Origin of the sequence: Saccharopolyspora karakumensis (assembly GCF_004349225.1) — a bacterium.
In the GTDB taxonomy this organism is placed as follows: domain Bacteria; phylum Actinomycetota; class Actinomycetes; order Mycobacteriales; family Pseudonocardiaceae; genus Saccharopolyspora; species Saccharopolyspora endophytica.
The window spans coordinates 13,110-30,496 of sequence record NZ_SMLA01000067.1 but is presented as its reverse complement, the minus strand read 5'-3'; the positions used below and the strand labels follow the sequence as shown (position 1 = coordinate 30,496).

General features: G+C 70.8%; 16 protein-coding genes. 7 read left to right on the top strand and 9 right to left on the bottom strand.

Features of this window, described 5'->3' with window-relative positions; genetic code table 11:
- From E1202_RS32710 to E1202_RS27720, 4 genes are all read right to left on the bottom strand, one after another.
- Positions 1-684: DUF5336 domain-containing protein (locus E1202_RS32710; RefSeq protein ID WP_132686278.1), on the bottom strand; the 684-nt coding region annotated here is incomplete at its 3' end.
- A 240-nt stretch (positions 685-924) separates the two neighbouring features.
- Positions 925-1,809, bottom strand: coding sequence for a succinate--CoA ligase subunit alpha (gene sucD, locus E1202_RS27730; RefSeq protein ID WP_132686277.1), 885 nt, complete (start codon positions 1,807-1,809; stop codon positions 925-927).
- Between the two features lie 7 nt (positions 1,810-1,816).
- A complete protein-coding gene (sucC, locus tag E1202_RS27725) occupies positions 1,817-2,983 on the bottom strand; it encodes an ADP-forming succinate--CoA ligase subunit beta (RefSeq protein ID WP_132686276.1) in 1,167 nt (388 codons plus the stop codon).
- Between the two features lie 255 nt (positions 2,984-3,238).
- Positions 3,239-4,960: a hypothetical protein gene (locus tag E1202_RS27720; RefSeq protein WP_207918951.1), complete on the bottom strand. Its 1,722-nt coding sequence runs from the start codon at positions 4,958-4,960 to the stop codon at positions 3,239-3,241.
- A 556-nt stretch (positions 4,961-5,516) separates the two neighbouring features.
- Between E1202_RS27720 and E1202_RS27715 the strand changes: the two genes are divergently transcribed.
- Positions 5,517-6,290 carry a M23 family metallopeptidase gene (locus E1202_RS27715; RefSeq protein ID WP_132686275.1) on the top strand — a complete coding sequence of 258 codons (774 nt, stop codon included), beginning with the start codon at positions 5,517-5,519 and terminating at the stop codon, positions 6,288-6,290.
- A gap of 109 nt (positions 6,291-6,399) precedes the next feature.
- Positions 6,400-8,025 carry a class I SAM-dependent methyltransferase gene (locus E1202_RS32430; RefSeq protein ID WP_235879063.1) on the top strand — a complete coding sequence of 542 codons (1,626 nt, stop codon included), beginning with the start codon at positions 6,400-6,402 and terminating at the stop codon, positions 8,023-8,025.
- A 40-nt stretch (positions 8,026-8,065) separates the two neighbouring features.
- Here E1202_RS32430 and E1202_RS32425 read toward each other — a convergent pair whose 3' ends face one another.
- Both E1202_RS32425 and E1202_RS27700 read right to left on the bottom strand, forming a co-directional pair.
- Positions 8,066-8,287, bottom strand: coding sequence for a sigma factor-like helix-turn-helix DNA-binding protein (locus E1202_RS32425; protein ID WP_207918949.1), 222 nt, complete (start codon positions 8,285-8,287; stop codon positions 8,066-8,068).
- A 114-nt stretch (positions 8,288-8,401) separates the two neighbouring features.
- Entirely contained in the window at positions 8,402-9,067 is a 666-nt protein-coding gene (locus E1202_RS27700) for a phthiocerol/phthiodiolone dimycocerosyl transferase family protein (RefSeq protein ID WP_132686274.1), read from the bottom strand.
- A 319-nt stretch (positions 9,068-9,386) separates the two neighbouring features.
- On the opposite strand from E1202_RS27700, the gene E1202_RS31915 reads away from it, so the two are divergent.
- Entirely contained in the window at positions 9,387-9,851 is a 465-nt protein-coding gene (locus tag E1202_RS31915) for a kynureninase/PvdN C-terminal domain-containing protein (RefSeq protein WP_207918948.1), read from the top strand.
- 63 nt (positions 9,852-9,914) lie between these two features.
- Complete coding sequence (locus E1202_RS27690) at positions 9,915-10,334, top strand: nucleotide triphosphate diphosphatase NUDT15 (RefSeq protein ID WP_132686273.1); 420 nt, start codon at positions 9,915-9,917, stop codon at positions 10,332-10,334.
- A 15-nt stretch (positions 10,335-10,349) separates the two neighbouring features.
- Here E1202_RS27690 and E1202_RS27685 read toward each other — a convergent pair whose 3' ends face one another.
- Positions 10,350-12,815: a UvrD-helicase domain-containing protein gene (locus E1202_RS27685; protein ID WP_132686272.1), complete on the bottom strand. Its 2,466-nt coding sequence runs from the start codon at positions 12,813-12,815 to the stop codon at positions 10,350-10,352.
- Positions 12,816-13,181: 366 nt separating this feature from the next.
- Here E1202_RS27685 and E1202_RS27680 point away from each other — a divergent pair, with 366 nt between their 5' ends.
- Positions 13,182-13,487, top strand: coding sequence for a chorismate mutase (locus E1202_RS27680; protein WP_132678198.1), 306 nt, complete (start codon positions 13,182-13,184; stop codon positions 13,485-13,487).
- 49 nt (positions 13,488-13,536) lie between these two features.
- Here the strand turns inward: E1202_RS27680 and E1202_RS27675 are convergent, their stop codons facing one another.
- Both E1202_RS27675 and E1202_RS27670 read right to left on the bottom strand, forming a co-directional pair.
- The gene (locus E1202_RS27675; RefSeq protein WP_132686271.1) at positions 13,537-14,853 is read right to left on the bottom strand and encodes an MFS transporter; all 1,317 of its coding nucleotides are present in this window, start codon (positions 14,851-14,853) and stop codon (positions 13,537-13,539) included.
- A 48-nt stretch (positions 14,854-14,901) separates the two neighbouring features.
- The gene (locus E1202_RS27670) at positions 14,902-15,663 is read right to left on the bottom strand and encodes a 3-hydroxybutyrate dehydrogenase (protein WP_132686270.1); all 762 of its coding nucleotides are present in this window, start codon (positions 15,661-15,663) and stop codon (positions 14,902-14,904) included.
- A gap of 125 nt (positions 15,664-15,788) precedes the next feature.
- Between E1202_RS27670 and E1202_RS27665 the strand changes: the two genes are divergently transcribed.
- Positions 15,789-16,109: a hypothetical protein gene (locus tag E1202_RS27665; protein WP_408007487.1), complete on the top strand. Its 321-nt coding sequence runs from the start codon at positions 15,789-15,791 to the stop codon at positions 16,107-16,109.
- A gap of 225 nt (positions 16,110-16,334) precedes the next feature.
- Positions 16,335-17,330 carry a hypothetical protein gene (locus tag E1202_RS27660; protein ID WP_132686269.1) on the top strand — a complete coding sequence of 332 codons (996 nt, stop codon included), beginning with the start codon at positions 16,335-16,337 and terminating at the stop codon, positions 17,328-17,330.
- Positions 17,331-17,387 lie beyond the last annotated feature (57 nt).

Sequence of the window (17,387 nt, the reverse complement as noted above, 5' to 3'; positions counted from 1 at the left end):
GGGGCCGCTGGAGTCCGGGGTGGGCGTGGCGAACCCGTCGGAGGACGGGTTCCGGCTGCCCGGCTGCTGGACGGGCTGACCGCCGCTGGCCGGGTTCCACGGCGGCGGGCCGCCGAACTGGGCGCCGGGAGCGTGCTGCCCCTGCGGGCTCCAGCCGGGGCCGGAGGGACCACCGGGCCCGGGACGCGCGCCGCCGGGACCACCCGCGCCGGGGCCGCGCGGTCCGGGTCCCTGCGGGAACGGCTGCCCGTACGACTGGGGCTGGGGGCCGCTCGCCGGGCCGGAGGCGCCGCCGATCTTGACCAGGCCGCCCTCGATCAGCAGCACGCCCAGCACGGCGGCCAGCTGCGCGAGCGCCAGCACCATCAGCACCGAGACCAGGCCCGATGCGGTGTTGCGGATGACGTCCTGCAGCAGCGCCAGCGCGGAGTAGGCCGCCAGCGGGACGGCCGCGAACAGCGCGTCCGGCGTCTTCGGCAGGAACCGCAGGCCCGCGAGCACCGCGGAGGCGACGAGACCGAAACCGGCCATGCTGCCCATCAGGGCGCCGACCCCGTCGTCGAAGAACCCGAGCAGGTAGCCGACAACGCCGGCGCCGGCCGCCACCATCGCGAGGACTTCTTTCAGCTCGAACGACGGACGACCCCCGTCGGTGTTCGGCTGTTGCGGATACGGGGCGGACATGACTTGATCGGACTCCTCGAAGGCACTCGATCGGGCGTGCTGATCGACGGTACCGAATACCAGCCGTCAGCAGGGCGGCCCGCCCGCGAAGGCGTGGTTCGACATCACTTCGCTCGGCGACGGGGGTGGCGGGGAGTCCCGCACCGGGACGCCGCCTCGTGGAAGAGCTCGGCGAAAAGCCGTCGGGGCCGGGTTCCCCGTGGGGAACCCGGCCCCGAACGAACGAGGTCGGTGGGGGTCTCAGCCCTTGACGATCTCGCGCATCAGCTTGGCGGTCTCGCTCGGCGTCTTGCCGACCTTGACGCCCGCGGCCTCCAGGGCCTCCTTCTTCGCCGAGGCGGTGCCCGACGAACCGGAGACGATGGCGCCCGCGTGGCCCATGGTCTTGCCCTCCGGCGCGGTGAAGCCCGCGACGTAGCCGACCACCGGCTTGGTGATGTTGGCCTTGATGAAGTCGGCCGCGCGCTCTTCGGCGTCGCCACCGATCTCGCCGATCATCACGATGGCCTCGGTCTCCGGGTCCTCTTCGAAGGCCTGCAGCGCGTCGATGTGGGTGGTGCCGATGATCGGGTCACCACCGATGCCGACGGCGCTGGAGAAACCGATGTCCCGCAGCTCGTACATCATCTGGTAGGTCAGCGTGCCCGACTTGGACACCAGACCGATCTTGCCCGCGCCGGTGATGTCGGCCGGGATGATGCCCGCGTTGGACTTGCCGGGCGAGATGATGCCGGGGCAGTTCGGCCCGATGATCCGGGTCTTGTTGCCCGTGGCGTTCGCGTGCGCCCAGAAGTAGGCCGAGTCGTGCACCGGGATGCCCTCGGTGATGACCACGGCCAGGCCGATCTCGGCGTCGATGGCCTCGATCACGGCGTCCTTGGCGAACTTCGGCGGCACGAAGACGACCGACACGTCGGCGCCGGTCTCCTTCATCGCCTCCGCAACGCTGCCGTAGACCGTGAGCTCCTCGCCCTCGATCTCGACGGTCTGCCCGGCCTTGCGGGCGTTGACACCGCCGACGATGTTGGTGCCGGAGCGCAGCATGCGAGCGGTGTGCTTGGTGCCTTCAGAGCCGGTGATGCCCTGAACGATCACCTTGCTGTTCTCGTTGAGGAAGATAGCCATGATCGCCTCACGCCCCCGCTGCCAGCTCGGCGGCCTTGTCGGCCGCACCGTCCATCGTGTCCACCACGGTGACGACCGGGTGGTTGGCCTCGGCCAGGATGCGGCGGCCCTCGTCGACGTTGTTGCCGTCGAGGCGGACGATCAGCGGCTTGGTGGCCTCGTCGCCGAGGATCTCCAGCGCCTGCACGATGCCGTTGGCCACGGCGTCGCAGGCGGTGATTCCACCGAAGACGTTGACGAACACCGACTTGACGTCCGAGTCGCCCAGGATGACGTCCAGACCGGCGGCCATGACCTCGGCGGAGGCGCCACCGCCGATGTCGAGGAAGTTCGCCGGCTTGACGTTGCTGTGCTCCTCGCCGGCGTAGGCCACGACGTCCAGCGTGGACATGACCAGCCCGGCACCGTTACCGATGATGCCGACCTCGCCGTCCAGCTTGACGTAGTTGAGGCCCTTGGCCTTGGCCTTGGCCTCGAGCGGGTTCTCCGCGTCCTTGTCCACCAGCTCGGCCTGCTTGGCCTGGCGGAACGCGGCGTTCTCGTCGAGGGTGACCTTCCCGTCGAGGGCGATGATCTTGCCCTCGGGGTCCTTCACCAGCGGGTTGACCTCCACCAGGGTGGCGTCCTCGGCGACGAAGGTCTCCCACAGCTTGACGATCACGTCGGCGACCTGATCGGCGACCTCGGCCGGGAACTTGGCGGCGGAAACGATCTCCTTCGCCTTGTCCAGGTCGACGCCCTCGATCGGGTCGATCGCGATCTTCGCCAGGGCCTCGGGCTTGGTGGCCGCGACCTCTTCGATCTCCATGCCGCCCTCGACCGAGGCCATCGCGAGGAAGTTGCGATTCGCGCGGTCGAGGAGGAAGGAGAAGTAGTACTCCTCCGCGATGTCGGAGGCGGTCGTGACCAGCACCTTGTTGGTGATGTGGCCCTTGATGTCCAGACCGAGGATGCCCTCGGCCTTGGTCTGGGCCTCATCCGGGTTCTCGGCCAGCTTCACACCGCCGGCCTTGCCCCGGCCACCGGTCATGACCTGGGCTTTGATGACTACGGGCCCGCCGAGTTCTTCGGCTGCTGCCTTGGCCCCTTGCGGGTCGGTCGCCACGGTGCCGGGCAGCGTCGGCACGTCGTGGGAGGCGAAGAGCTCCTTCGCCTGGTACTCGTACAGGTCCACTCGACTCTCCTGCGACGTCGGTGTCGGACTCGGTGACGATATCGACCTGCGATGACGCATGGGGCGGCGCACCTGGTGAACTGCCTCACCTGAGGTAGGGCGTCTGCCTGGGTCGACCCGTCCAACACGGGGAATCGCCTTGTGCGGCAGGAGCGATATCTGCGTTCGCGTGACGAACGGAACAGGCGCCGTGACGGCGTTTCGCCCATGTTCGAGCACCGGAACGCGTCCCACAAGACGTCCGGGCGAGTGAACTCAGTTGGTCGGTTCGGCGGTGGTGCGAGCGGCCACCGCCGTGCCGAGCAGGACCACGACGCACCCGAGCCCGAACCACAGGCCGAGTCCGGGAGCGGTTCCGGGCAGGCGCTCGGCGGTCAGCGGGAACTCCAGCGCGCGCACGCCCACCAGCAGCGCGGCACCGCACAGCAGCGCGGCGGCTTGACCGGGACGGCACATCGGGGCCAGCGCGGTCGCGCCGACCACGGCGGCGAGCGCGAGCACCAGGCCCCACGAGGTGGTGCCGAAGTCGGTGAACACGCCCGGCGCGCTGTAGCCGGGGGCGGTCAGCACCGGCAGCGAGAACGCCCCGGCGCCGAGGACCAGCGCGACCAGCGACGGGACCAGGACCAGGCGGCGCATCGCCATCTCGGTGAGATCGACGTCGTCGCGCTCCACCGCACCGGCGATCGCCGCGAGCACCGCCGCGATGGCGGCGAACAGCACGGACGCACCGGCGGCCCAGGCGCCCAGACCCGCACCGGCCCCGGCGGCCTGCACGGCGGTGAACACCGCGTCCAGCGATCCGGCCGCGGCCAGCGGGACCACCGCCCACAGCACGGTCAGCACCGGCCGCAGCAGCAGCGCGAGCTTCGGCAGCAGCATGCCCGCACCGACCAGGGCCAGCAGGATCCCGGCGGGCAGCAGCATCCGCGCCGGGTACTCCGACGGATCGCGCAGCCCGTAGGGCATGGACACGTGCGGGGTCAGCGCGGCCAGCACCGCGACGGCACCGGCCAGCAGCGCGAACGCGCCAGCGAGGCTGAGCAACCTGGTCAGCGCGGGAAGCCGCAGGTCATCGACGTCCTCGGCCTGCTCGCCAGAACCGGCCCGAGCCGAGAGCACGAGCAGCACCGCGGCGGCCAGCAGCCCGAGCAGCGGGCCCCAGGCGAAGAGCACCTCGTCGAGCACCAGCACCGACACCAGCGGCGGCACGACGACCGCGACCAGCGCGAGCGCCACGCCCAGCAGCCCGCCGCGGGCGAACTCCAGGTCGGTCGAACCGGCGAGCAGACCGGCGGCGCAGGGCACCGCGACGGCCAGCAGCGCGCTGCCGATGAGCACCGGCAGCGGCCCGTCCAGGGCGGTTTCGGCGGGCAGGTAGGGGTCGTCGGAGGAGAACGGCGCCATCAGCACCGCGACGCCGCCCAGCACCCCGGCGCACAGGGCCGAGGTGAGCAGGCCCTGCCGCTGCGTTCCGGCGCCGGATTCGTGGGCGCCCCAGGCGGCCACGATCCCGGCGACCAGCACGATCACGTGGCCGGCGGCCAGCAGCCACCAGCCGAAGGCGGGTTCGAAGTTGATCAACGAGGAGGCGCGGAGGAGTTCCGGGCGGGCGGCCATGCCCGCTTCGACGGCGAACTGGACGTCCTGCCCGAGCCTTCCGGGCGCGAGGGCGGCCGGGCCGACGAGCACCGCGGCGGCGGCCATCGGCTTCCCGGCGCGGGCGAACAGCGCGGCCGCCACCGGCGCGAGCAGCGCGAGCACCAGCAGCAGCGGCCAGCCCGGGTACGCGGCGGGGACGGCCGGGCTGGTCAACCCGAGCAGCGACCCCACTCCGGTGAGCGCGGCGCCGAGGACGGCGAGCGCGATCGCGGCGCGCAGGCGGGCCGACGTGCCGAGCGTTGGCTGCGGATCCGTGGCCTCGGCGGGAGCCGCCGAAGCAGACGAACCGGACGGGAGGTCGGGCCGCGCAGTCACGGCGCAGACGCTAGCAACCGGGCGACCCTTCCCAGGCACCACCGGCGGTCACCGACAGGGGGTCCGCGCGCGCCGACACGCCCGAGGAGCGCCCGAACGGAGCATTTTCGCCGCGCCGACAAGACGCTCTTGGGGTGTGACTTGCAGCACAAATCAACACCCAGGGGTGTCCTGATCGGTTCCGAAGACCGGGCGCGCTGGGCCGTTCGGAACCACCGATTCCGATCACGAAGCCGCAGGTGGCTCCGCTGTGCGACGACCACGCGCAGTATCGGCGAAGGCCCGACGATCCGCCTGGCGAAGGTTGTTTCGACCACTCGCGGTGGCCGACGCGTAACAGATCGGGATTTGCCCCTAGGGGATCAGCTTGGTTACTGTCCCCCGGTCCGTTGTCACGGTCTGATCACGAAGGACAACCTTCGACCGGTTCCCCGACCGGCCACCCGGAAATCCCCGTTCCGGGCCCGCGGAGATCAGGCTCCCCGAGACGGAAGGGCAGGCATTGGCTCACCACCGCTCCCCCGGCGGCGAACGACCCTTTCCCGGTTATCCGGAGGTGTCCCCCGACGACTCCTCCAGCAATCGGGATCGGAGCCGGGGTGCATCAGCAGCATCGGCCTGGCGCGGCCGCGTCGTCGTCGCAGCAGTAGCGGCGGGCGCATTCGCAGCAGCCGGTCAGTCGCTGGCAGCGGGCGAGGGAAACGCCTCCCCCGACGCCGATGACTTCAACGCCTCCGACGCCGCGGGTTCGTTCAACACCGCGATGTCGGGGGACAACACCTCCTACAACGGCATGGGTGGCAGCTCCCCGGCGCCCGCCATGCTCCCGGTCGCCAAGAGCTCCGACATCAGCTCCGAGATGGAGAAGCTGACCAAGAGCGAGCGGATCACCGAGGCCCGCGAAGCGGCACAGCGCGCGGCCGAAGAGGCCGCCAAGCAGCCGAAGTTCCACGTTCCGGCGCTCGGCAACTTCACCTCCGGCTTCGGTGGCCGCTGGGGCACCACCCACTACGGCATCGACATCGCCAACGCCAAGGGCGCGCCGATCTTCGCGGTCGCCGACGGCGTGGTCATCGAAGCCGGCCCCGCCAGCGGTTTCGGCCTGTGGGTCAGGGTCCAGCACGAGGACGGCACCATCACCGTCTACGGCCACGTCAACACCATCACCGCTGACGAGGGCGACAAGGTCAAGGCGGGCGACCAGATCGCGACCATGGGCAACCGCGGCTTCTCCACCGGCACCCACCTGCACTTCGAGGTGTGGAACGCCGGCGGCAAGAAGATCAACCCGCTGCCGTGGATGCGCGAGCGCGGCATCTCGCCGACCTGATCCCGGTTTCTCGAAGCAGTGGGTTCGGCGACCATCCCGTGGTCGCCGAACCCGTTTTTCACGCGTCGTGAGCGCACTTCCGGTGCCGGCTCGCAGTAGCGTGGCGCCCGTGGCCGAACAGATCCGCTTGACCGGAGCGCAGCAGACGCTCCTCGGTCCGCTCCACGCACGCGCCCTCGACAGCCGCCGCACCGATCCGGTGCTGGGCGACGACGCCGCCGCGCAGCTGGCGGCGCGCATCGACTTCGACTTCTCCACCCTCCGGCTCGATTCCGGCGACATGATGGCCGTGGTCCTGCGCGCCAAGGAGATCGACGACCGGGCCGGGGAGTTCCTCGCCGCGCACCCGGACGCGGTCGTGCTGCACCTGGCGTGCGGCCTGGATTCCCGGGCGTTCCGGCTCGACCTGCCAGCCGAGGCGCAGTGGTTCGACGTGGACATGCCCGACGTCGTCGAGCTGCGCGACCGGCTCTACCCGCGAGTTCCGGACAACCACCGCACGATCGCCTCCTCGGTGACCGAAACCGGTTGGCTGGACGACATCCCGACCGGGCGGCCGACGCTGGTCATCGCCGAGGGCCTGACGCCCTACCTGGCGGAGGCGGACGGGATCGCGCTGCTGCGCAGGCTCGTCGAGCGCTTCGGCTACGGAGAGATGCTCTTCGACGTGGTCGCGCCGTGGACCGTGCGGGCCGCGAAGTTCTCGGGCTTCCTGCGCACCACGGGGGCGAGCTTCCACTGGGGAGTCGGCGACCCGCACGACCTGGAGATCAAGGTCCCGGGTCTGCACCTGCGCGGGTCGGTACCTGTCACCACGCTGCCCGGGGTGGCGAAGGTCGCGCCGCGCGACCGCTGGATCGCCCGGGCCATGAACGCCGCGCCGCCGCTGCGGAACGCGATGCGGGTGGTGCGCTTCGGTTTCGAGCGCGAGAGCCGCATCCCGGTCGAGCTGACCGGTCCGGCCGCCACCATGCTCGCCACGCTGCAGCTGCGTGCCCTGGACAACCGGTCGGCGGAGCCGCTGCTGGACGACCGGTGGGCCGACGACGCCGTGCGACGCCTCGACTACGACTTCACCAAGCTGGGAATGCGCGCGAGCAACGCGATCTCGGTGGCCGTCCGCGCCAAGGCGCTGGACGACCGGGTGCGCGCCTCGCTGCGTCCGGGGATGACCGTGCTGCACCTGGGTTGCGGACTGGACAGCCGCTTCGAGCGGGTGGGGCCGCCGACCGATGTCGAGTGGTACGACATCGACCAGCCCGAGGTCATCGCACTGCGCGAGCAGCTGTTCCCGTCGTCGAGCAACCGGCACACCCTCGGCCGCTCCGTCACGGATCCGGACCTGCTGACCGCGATCCCCTCCGACCGGCCCGTCCTCGTGGTCGCCGAGGGCCTGTCGATGTACCTGACCGAGCAGGACGGCCTGTCGCTGCTGCGCCGGATCGTCGCGCACTTCCCCAGCGGTGAGCTGCTGTTCGACGCGTTCAACACGCCGAGCATCCACCTCAACAACGTCGCCAACCCCGCGGTGACGCGCTCGGGTTCCCGCCTGCACTGGGGCATCGACGACCCGAACGACCTGGGAGTCCCCGCGCTCCAGCTGGTCTCGGAGATCTCGTTCCTGGACGCGCCGGAACTCGCGAGGTACCCGCTGCCCGCCAGGCTCGCCTTCCGCGCGGCGGCCAAGGTCACCACCTTCAACCGGCTCGGCCGCCTCCTGCACTACCGCTTCTGAGCGTCAGATCCGCCCTGACCTGGCGGCCGCGGGCGGTCCGTCAGGCCGCTGAGGGGTACCAGGCTTCCTGGAAGCAGCGGCGGGCTCGGTGGAGGCGGGAGCGGACCGTGCCGACGGGCAGGTGCAGGGTTTCGGCCATCTCCTCCTCGTTGAGCCCCCACGCCCGCAGGGTCAGCACCTCCCGGTGCGGGGTCGACAGCCGCTCCAGGACGTCGTTGATGTGCACCCGGTCCAGCGGGTTCGAGTCGTGGTGGGCTTCCACCGGCGAGTACGTCGTGCCGTCGTTGAAGCGCTTGGCAGCGCGAGGACGGGATTCGGTTCGTGCGCGGTCTTCATCTCGGAGGCTCGCTCCTCGGGGGAAACCGGTCGGGTGCGCTCAGGCGGGGAGCTCGTGCGGTGCGGACAGCGACGGCAGCGCGGAGCGGAGGTCGTCGCGGAACGCGCGCATGAACTCCGCGCTGAAGCAGGCGGTGTGGTGCGGCAGCTCGACGGCCAGCCGCCCGTCGAAGGTCACGACGCACGCCATCAGCGGGCTGCGGCCGGCCTGCGGGAAGTAGTGCTCCCGACCGGGCACGAGGCGCACGTCGGTCAGCTCCAGCCCGGCGGGCAGGCGGGGACCGGAGACCGCGCCCATGTTCGTCGCGATCACCGTGGCCATCTGCAGAGCGGGGTTGCGCGGGACCTCCGGGGTGATCCGCATGTCGTGGAAGTGCTCGCCGCGGGCGATCGCGGCGCGCAGGTGCTCGGTGATCTCCCCCGCCAGCGCAACGGGTTCCGGGTTCGCCGCCACCGGCAGCGCGTGCAGGTGGGTGGCCACGGCCGCGACCATCTCGGTGGGCGGCACCGGCGGGACGAGCCGGGAGCGCAGGTCGACCGGGGACAGGCAGCCGAGCACGCGCGGGGCGTCGCCGCCGAGGCGGGCGCGCGCGACGGACAGCAAGGCCGCGCTGATCAGCCCGTGCGCCGACACTCCCGCCGCGCGGGCGAACGCGCGCAGGGCGGTGGTGCGCTCGGCGTCCAGGAGAAGCCTCGCCGCCCCCATTGTTCCGGGAGAACGAACAACGTTCCTCAACACGCGTTTTCCCCGCACTTCGACCGAAATCCGGCAGGGCCGGGACCAGAAAAGTCGGGACGCCGAGCAGAAATCAAGACACGGGCCGCAGATGCTAGGGATTTCCCCAGGGTCGCGCTCGCGCCGCACCTCCGCGAGTCATGACGCAGGCCACTTCGAACGCACGGCAAGATCACCGTCACAGCTGCGCACAGCGGCTTCACGCCGGTTCTGCACCCCCGTGCAGCCTCCGGGCGCTGCGCGTTCCGGCGGTACCGCGGGGAAATGCGAATGGGCTGGATCACTGGTCGTGCGGAAACATTCTAGGTGTTTTCCTAGAACGGATATTTCTCCCCTCATCTCCGGTCTTGACCGGCCGAGTCGCGCTCGGACAAGGTTCACGCCGCAACGGGATCCCGCGAACGCCATCGCGATTCCCGGAACGCGCGAACGCATTTTCCCGATCATTCACCCCGGCTTTCCCGGCGCTTCCGGCGCCGCACGTCCGGGGCGGTCGGGCGCGGTCACCCCGGCCGAACCCGAGATCCGCGCCAGCCAGTTCTCGCTGCGGCACCCGCACGCCTACGGCCTCATCCAGGCCCTGGCCGCGCAGGGCGTCGTCGCCGACATGCGGGCGCCCGACATCCTCCGCTTCGGCGTCAACGCCCTCTACACCTCGCACCACGACGTCCTCACCGCCGCCACCCGCCTCCAACGCACCACCGCCGCAGGCGATTACGACCCCGCACCCCAGCGACCTGGCACCGTGACCTGATCCGCCAGCGGCACGCGGAAATTCGGTGGCCGGGTGCCGACCGCGGCGAGGAGGATGGCCGCCATGGGTGTTCCGGAGATTCGCGGGCCGTTCGTGGGGACCAGCGCCGTCGTGGTGCGCGACGGAGCGGTGCTGCTGGGGAGGCGGAAGGGCGCCCACGGCGCCGGCGAGTGGTCCTTCCCCGGCGGCAAGGTCGACCCGGGCGAAGCGCCGGAGGACGCCGCCGCCCGGGAGCTCGCCGAGGAGACCGGGCTGCTCGCCGTCGACATCACGACGATCTCCTGGACCAGCGACGTCTTCGACGACGAGGGCCTGCACTACGTCACCCTGCACCACCTGATCACCGCCGACGGCGAACCCCAGGTCCTCGAACCCGACAAGGTCGAGTCCTGGACCTGGCAGCCCTGGCACGCCCTCCCCGGCCCGCTGTTCACCCCGGCCCGCTCCCTGGTCGAAACCGGCTGGTGCCCACCGGGCGCCTGATCGGCGGAGACGAGGTCAGAGCTTGGTGAGGGGGACGCTGCCGATGAGCATGAGCTTGACCGTGCCCGCCGTGCCGAAGTCGATGGTGGCCGTGGCCCGGGGTCCTTCGCCGTCGGTGGCGACCACCGTGCCGAGCCCGTACTTGTCGTGGGTGACCTTGTCTCCCGCTTCGAGCTTGAGGGCGACCGTGTCCTTCCAGCCCTTCATGCTGGTGCTGCGCATCCCCCGCTCGGCAAGGCCCGCCTGAGCCGAGTCGCCGCCGGTGCGGTCGAAACCGCCTCGGCTGCCCCAGGTGCTGCGGACCTGCGGGGCGGCGCGCTCGGGCTCGATGCGGCGCCAGTGCATCAGCTCCTCGGGGATCTCGGTGAGGAACCGCGAGGCGGGGTTCGTCATCGGCTGCCCCCACGCCGAGCGCATCATGGCGCGCGACAGGTAGAGCCGCTGGCGAGCCCGGGTGATGCCGACGTAGGCCAGTCGCCGCTCCTCGGCGAGCTCGGTCGGATCGCCCAGCGCTCGGTTGTGCGGGAAGACGCCGTCCTCCCAGCCGCCGGAGAACACCACCGGGAACTCCAGGCCCTTGGCGGTGTGCAGGGTCATCAGGGTGACCAGGCCGTCGCCGGTCTCGGGCAGCGAGTCGGCGTCGGCGACCAGGGAGACCCGCTCCAGGAACGCCGCCAGCGAGTCGTCGGCCAGCGGGTCTTCGAGGACGTCGTCCGCGTCGTCCTCCGCCGCGGGCGCCACACCGGACACCACGGCCTCCGCCGACGGCGAGACCTCGGCGTCGGCGGGCAGCGGCGCTCCCGCGCGGGCCTCGGTGAACTCGCGGGCGACGGTGGTCAGCTCGGTCAGGTTCTCCAGCCGCGTCGCGTCCTGCGGATCGTCGCTGGCCTCCAGCTCGCCCCGGTAGCCGGTGCGCTCCAGGACCGTGTCGAGGGTCTCGGCGACGTCGTGGTCCGCGGCGACCTTGTGCAGCTCGTCGAGCAGCTCGACGAAACCGGAGATCGCGTTGCGGGCGCGCGTGTTGAGCAGCGGGACCTCACCGGCGGCGGCGCGGCGCAGGGCGGTGCCGAAGGAGATCCGCTCCTGCTCGGCGTGCACCGCGACCACGGCCTCCGCGCGGTCGCCGATCCCGCGCTTGGGCACGTTGAGGATGCGGCGCAGGCTCACCGTGTCGTCCGGGTTGTCCAGGACCCGCAGGTAGGCGAGGGCGTCGCGGACCTCGCGGCGCTCGTAGAAGCGGACACCGCCGACGACCCGGTACGGCAGGCCGAGGCGGATGAACACCTCCTCGAACACGCGCGACTGGTTGTTGGTGCGGTAGAAGACCGCGATGTCGTTGAACGTGGCCTCGCCCTGATCGACGAGCTTGTCGATCTCACCGGCGACGAAGGCGGCCTCGTCGTGCTCGTTGTCGGCGACGTAGCCGACGATCGGCTCGCCGTCGCCCGCGTCGCTCCACAGCCGCTTGTCGCGCCGGTTCGGGTTGCGCCGGATCACGGCGTTGGCGGCCGACAGGATCGTCTGCGTGGACCGGTAGTTCTGCTCCAGCAGGATGCTGCGGGCCTGCGGGTAGTCGCGCTCGAACTCCTCGATGTTGCGGATCGTGGCGCCGCGGAACGCGTAGATCGACTGGTCGGCGTCACCGACCACGCACAGCTCCGCCGGTTCCACGCCGCTCTCGGTGGGGCCGGTGCCGACCAGCTCCCTGACCAGCGCGTACTGCGCGTGGTTGGTGTCCTGGTACTCGTCGACGAGCACGTGGCGGAAGCGGCGGCGGTAGTACTCGGCGACCGCCGGGTGCTGCTGCAGCAGCTCGACCGCGCGCATGATCAGGTCGTCGAAGTCCATCGCGTTGGACTCGACGAGCCTGCGCTGGTAGGCGGCGTAGACCTGGGCGACCTTGCGCTCCACGTCGTTGCCCGCCTGCTGCGCCGCGTCCTCCGGCGTGATCAGCTCGTTCTTCAGGTTCGAGATGTTGATCGACAGCGTCCGCGCCGGGTAGCGCTTGGAGTCCAGGTCCTGCTCGCGGGCGATCATGGTGATCAGCCGCTTGGAGTCGTCGGAGTCGTAGATCGAGAAGTTCGACGACATGCCGAGCGTCTTGGCCTCGCGGCGCAGCACCCGCACGCACATCGAGTGGAACGTCGACACCCACATCACGTTGGCCCGGCGGCCGACCAGGTCGGCGACGCGCTCCTTCATCTCGGCCGCGGCCTTGTTGGTGAAGGTGATGGCCATGATCTGGCCGGGGTGCGCACCGCTGGCCAGCAGGTGGGCGATGCGGTTGGTCAGCACCCGGGTCTTGCCCGATCCGGCGCCGGCCACCACCAGCAGCGGCGAGCCGGTGTGCGTCACGGCATCGCGCTGCTGCGGGTTGAGCCCAGCCAGCAGCGCCTCCGGGTCGGGCCCGGACCGGCCGCGCGAGGCGGAGGACTGCACGGGCTCGTCGCCCTGCCATTCGAGATCGAGAGGGGTGCTCATCGTCGAACCACGTTACCGAACCGCCCGGACAGAATTTTTCCGTGTGAGCTCACTTCGCGTAGCGGTGCGGGTAGCGGAACCTGACACGCCGCGGTGCGATTTGCCCACGTGAGGTGAGGAGGAACGACTCCGCCGCGGAATACGTCCAGCAGGTGGGACGGGGTGACCAAGCAGTGGATCGGGGTCGGGGGTTGTGGCAGACTGGTGGTGTGCGAGCGCAGCAGTACGAGTTTTTCTACGGGCCCGGGACTCCGGCGCCCGTAGCTGCGTGAGCTCGAAAACCACTACGACGCCCCGGGGTCCTCGGACTCGGGGCGTTTCGCGTTCCGGGACGGGAACGGGGCCGGATCCGGAGGATTACGTCCGATGAACGCCACTGTGGACGGTGACCAACCGCAGTCCGAGAAGCCCTCGACTGAACGGGCTGCAGAGGCCATCAGCAACTTCCGCGAAGAGATCGACTACCTCGACGCCGAGATCCTGCGCCTGATCAAGCGCCGGGCCGAGGTCTCCCAGCAGGTCGGCCAGGCCCGCATGGCCGCGGGCGGCCCGCGCATCGTCTACAACCGCGAGATGGACGTGCTCGCCCGCTACCGCGAGCTCGGCCCGGAGGGACGCGAGATCGCCATGATCCTGCTCCGCCTCGGCCGAGGCCGGCTGGGCCACTCCTGACGTGCGCCGCGGGCGCCTTCGGCCTGGTCGAAGGCGCCCGCGGTCGGCGTCACACCGCGTGGTCGGCGGCGAGGTCGCGCTCCCGGGTCTCCGGTGCGCGGAACACCGCGATCAGGGTGACCACCGAGCACAGCCCCACGTAGATCGAGATCGGCAGCGAGGAGTCGAACGCGGCCAGCAGCGCCGTCGCGATGATCGGCGCCAGCGAACCGGCCACGATCGACGCCAGCTGGTAGCCGATCGACGCGCCCGAGTAGCGGACCCGGGTGCCGAACAGCTCCGCGAAGAACGCCGCCTGCGGCCCGTACATCGCGCCGTGGAACACCAGGCCGACGGTGGTCGCGAAGGTGATCACCCAGAACGACTTGGTGTCGAGCATCGTGAAGAAGAAGAACGCCCACACGCCCGTGCCCACCGTGCCCAGCAGGTAGATCGGCCGTCTGCCGAACCGGTCGGACAGCGCGCCCCAGATCGGGATGCTGATGAAGTGCAGCACCGAGGCGATCAGCGCCGCGTTGAGCGCGACCCCGCGCGGCAGGTCCAGGAACGTGGCCACGTAGGTGAGCACGAACGAGGTCAGCACGTAGTAGACGACGTTCTCGGCGAACCGGGCGCCCATCGCCGTGAGCACCTCGCTGCGGTAGCGGCTCAGCACCTCCAGGATCGGCGGCTTCTGCTCGGCGCCGCTCTCCTCCGCTTTGCGCTGCGCTTCCAAGAACACCGGCGACTCGGCGACGGCCAGCCGCACCCACAGCCCGATCAGCACCAGCACGCCGGAGAGCAAGAACGCGACCCGCCAGCCCCAGGCCAGGAACGCCTCGTCGGACTGCACCGCTGCCAGCACCGCCAGCACCGCGGTGCCGAAGACGTTGCCCAGCGGCACCCCGGCCTGCGGCCACGACGCCCAGAAGCCGCGGCGCTCGCTGGAGCCGTGCTCGGAAACGATGAGCACCGCACCGCCCCACTCACCGCCGATCGCGAAGCCCTGGATCAACCGCAGCGCGGTGAGCAGCAGCGGAGCCAGCACGCCCACCGACTGGTAGGTGGGCAGCAGGCCGATCGCGAACGTCGCGCCACCCATCATCACCAGGCTGAGCACCAGCAGCTTCTTCCGGCCGATCCGGTCGCCGTAGTGGCCGAAGACCAGCCCGCCCAGCGGCCGGGCGACGAAGCCGACCGCGTAGGTGATGAACGCGAGCAGGGTGCCCATCAAGGGATCGCCCGCCGGGAAGAACAGCTGGTTGAACACCAGCGCGGCGGCCGATCCGTAGAGGAAGAAGTCGTACCACTCGACGGTGGTGCCGACGAGGCTCGCCACCACCACGCGGGTGGTCGACGATCTGCTGGGTGCGGACTCGGTGGTCATGGCTGCGTCCTCCTTGACGGGCCGGTGTTCACCTCGGGACTTGACTGGTCAGTTCGCCGTCCAGCCGCCGTCCACGGACAGCGAGGCTCCGGTGATCGACGTGGTGCCCGGCCCGCACAGCCAGGCCGCGAGCTCGGCGACCTCCTCGGGTTCGACCAGCCGCTTGACCGGGGTGCGGGCCAGCAGCACGTCCTCGGTGACCTGCGCCTCGGGCACCCGGTGCAGTCGGGCCTGCTCGGCGACCTGGCGCTCCACCAGCGGCGTGCGCACGAACCCCGGGCACAGGCAGTTCGAGGTGACGCCGTGCGGAGCCCCCTCCAGCGCGATCGTCTTGGACAGGCCCTCGAGCGCGTGCTTGGCGGTGACGTAGGCGCTCTTGAACGGCGAGGCGCGCAGCCCGTGCACCGACGAGATGTTGATGATCCGGCCCCAACCGCGCTGGTACATGCCCGGCAGCGCGGACCGCACGATGCGGAACGGCGATTCGACCATCACGCGCAGGATCGCGGCGAAGACCTCCGGCGGGAACTCCTGCACCGGCGCGACGTGCTGGAACCCGGCGTTGTTGACCACGACGTCGGCGCCGTCGCCGAGGTCGTCGGCGTCGCCGGGATCGGCGAGATCGACCACCCGGGCCGTCGCCCCCAGCTCGTCGGCGAGCGCGGAGACCGCGTCAGCGGCCTTGTCGGCGGCGACCACCTCGGCTCCTGCCGCGACGAATCGCCTGGTGAGAGCGGCTCCGATGCCGCTCGCGGCCCCGGTGACCAGGACCCGCTTGCCGTTCAGATCGAGACCCGTTCGCTCGCTCATAGCGACAGAACCTAGGCGTGACGACGGTCTCGAACCAGAGGAGATCCACAACCTTTTCGAACCGATCGGCAAATCAGGGGGATCCCCCATATCGGACAGGCCTCGTCAAGGAGCAGACTGGTGGCATGGGCATGGTTATCGGTCTGGTCGCACTCATGGTGACGCTCGCCGCGGTGATCGCGGCCGCGGGGCACGCCGGCTATCTGGCGATGCTGACCTCTGCTGCGAAGAAGCGCCCGGGCGGGCAACCGGCTGCGGACTTCGCCAAGAAGCGCTACCCGATCGCCGGCGTCGGCCTGGGCGTGACGCTGCTGGCGCTGCTGATCAGCAGCGGCGATTCCACGGGTGCGGACGTCTTCGCGACCCTGCTCGGCCTCGGCGGCGGCGCCGGCTCGCTCAAGGCGCTCCAGAGCACGCAGAGCCGCTTCCGCAAGGGAGACTTCTGACCGTTCGGTCCTGAACCCGCCCGGCTCAGCGGCGCCGGTGGCGCGCAGCCGTGCAGCTCGTGGCCGCGTCCGCATCTTCGGTCCGCCTTTCGGTGACGTTCGTTCGAGTGGTCGTGCGGTGATATCACCCGTTCGGTGCATCAAGAGCGCCGTTCGGAGTACCGATCTCTCCGACGCGAAGCGCGCCGTGAACCACTTGCGGGTTGCAGAAAGTCGAGACCTCCGATGCACAGCGGCAGAACCATCGGCTGGAGCGGCCGACTCGATTGGCCGCCGCCGGCACCGACACCCACACCGTCCGCAGCGCAGAACCCGGCCCCCGGCCGGCACCGCAGGACCGACACCAGCGCTGCGCGGGCGCAGATCCCACCGCAGCGGACCGGGCCCGAGGAGTCCTCGCCCCGCGTGGTGATCGATCCGCTGACCGACACCGCACCCGTGGGCGGGTTGCACAAGTTCGACCTCGGCATGGTGCCCGCCTCGGTCACCCCGCCTCCGAGCTGGCGCCGCGCGGCGTGGTTCGCGATCGCCTCATCGGTGGCCGCGCTGGGCGGCCTGGTGTTCGCCACGACGCTGGTGTCCCACCACACGCCCCGCATCGAGGGCCTGGAGCTGCCGAGCATGCCGCGCGGCGGCGCGTACCCACCGCTGACCCGCGACCCCTACTTCCTGACCGGTGACCCGACGCGGCCGTCGGTCGCGAGCAGCACCGCCAGGCCGCCGGGAAGTCCGAACCAGCTGGCCGCGGGGGTGCTGCCGACCGGGACGTCGGGGCCGACCGCGCCCGGCGAGCCCGCCGGTGACGAGCCCGGCGACGACGAGGAGTCCGGCACGCCCGGCACCGGAGCACCCGGCACGGGAACACCTCCCGGCTCGAGCAGGCCGCCCACCACCGAGGCACCGCAGCTGTTGCAGCTGACCGACACCGAGGGGATGCAGCGCGCCAGCGAGCAGTACTACGGCGCGATCTCCAGCGGCGACCTGCCCGGCGCGTACGCGATGACCACCGGTCCGCTGCGCGCCGAGGGCTACGAGTCCTTCGCGGCCCGCTACTCCTACGCGACGCGGGTCGAGGTGCTGCAGGTCTACGTGACGCCGACGAGCACCGCGCACACCCTGCGGCTGACCTTGCCGGACGGCTCGGAGCGCGTGGAGCGCCGCGTGCTGCGCTACGAGATGGCCGAGACCCCGATGATCTCGTCGGACGAGCAGATCTCCTGACCACGGACCGTGTTCCACTGATCCGTTCGTGATCTTCGGGGCCATCCCTTCCGGTGA

Bases quoted from the DNA above. Each gene is read 5' to 3' on its own strand.
- E1202_RS27660 (WP_132686269.1), top strand. From the start codon at position 16,335: ATGCACAGCGGCAGAACCATCGGCTGGAGCGGCCGACTCGATTGGCCG.
- E1202_RS27670 (WP_132686270.1), bottom strand. From the start codon at position 15,663: ATGAGCGAGCGAACGGGTCTCGATCTGAACGGCAAGCGGGTCCTGGTC.
- E1202_RS27680 (WP_132678198.1), top strand. From the start codon at position 13,182: ATGAACGCCACTGTGGACGGTGACCAACCGCAGTCCGAGAAGCCCTCG.
- E1202_RS27675 (WP_132686271.1), bottom strand. From the start codon at position 14,853: ATGACCACCGAGTCCGCACCCAGCAGATCGTCGACCACCCGCGTGGTG.
- E1202_RS27685 (WP_132686272.1), bottom strand. From the start codon at position 12,815: ATGAGCACCCCTCTCGATCTCGAATGGCAGGGCGACGAGCCCGTGCAG.
- E1202_RS27665 (WP_408007487.1), top strand. From the start codon at position 15,789: ATGGGCATGGTTATCGGTCTGGTCGCACTCATGGTGACGCTCGCCGCG.
- E1202_RS27700 (WP_132686274.1), bottom strand. From the start codon at position 9,067: ATGGGGGCGGCGAGGCTTCTCCTGGACGCCGAGCGCACCACCGCCCTG.
- E1202_RS27690 (WP_132686273.1), top strand. From the start codon at position 9,915: ATGGGTGTTCCGGAGATTCGCGGGCCGTTCGTGGGGACCAGCGCCGTC.
- sucD (WP_132686277.1), bottom strand. From the start codon at position 1,809: ATGGCTATCTTCCTCAACGAGAACAGCAAGGTGATCGTTCAGGGCATC.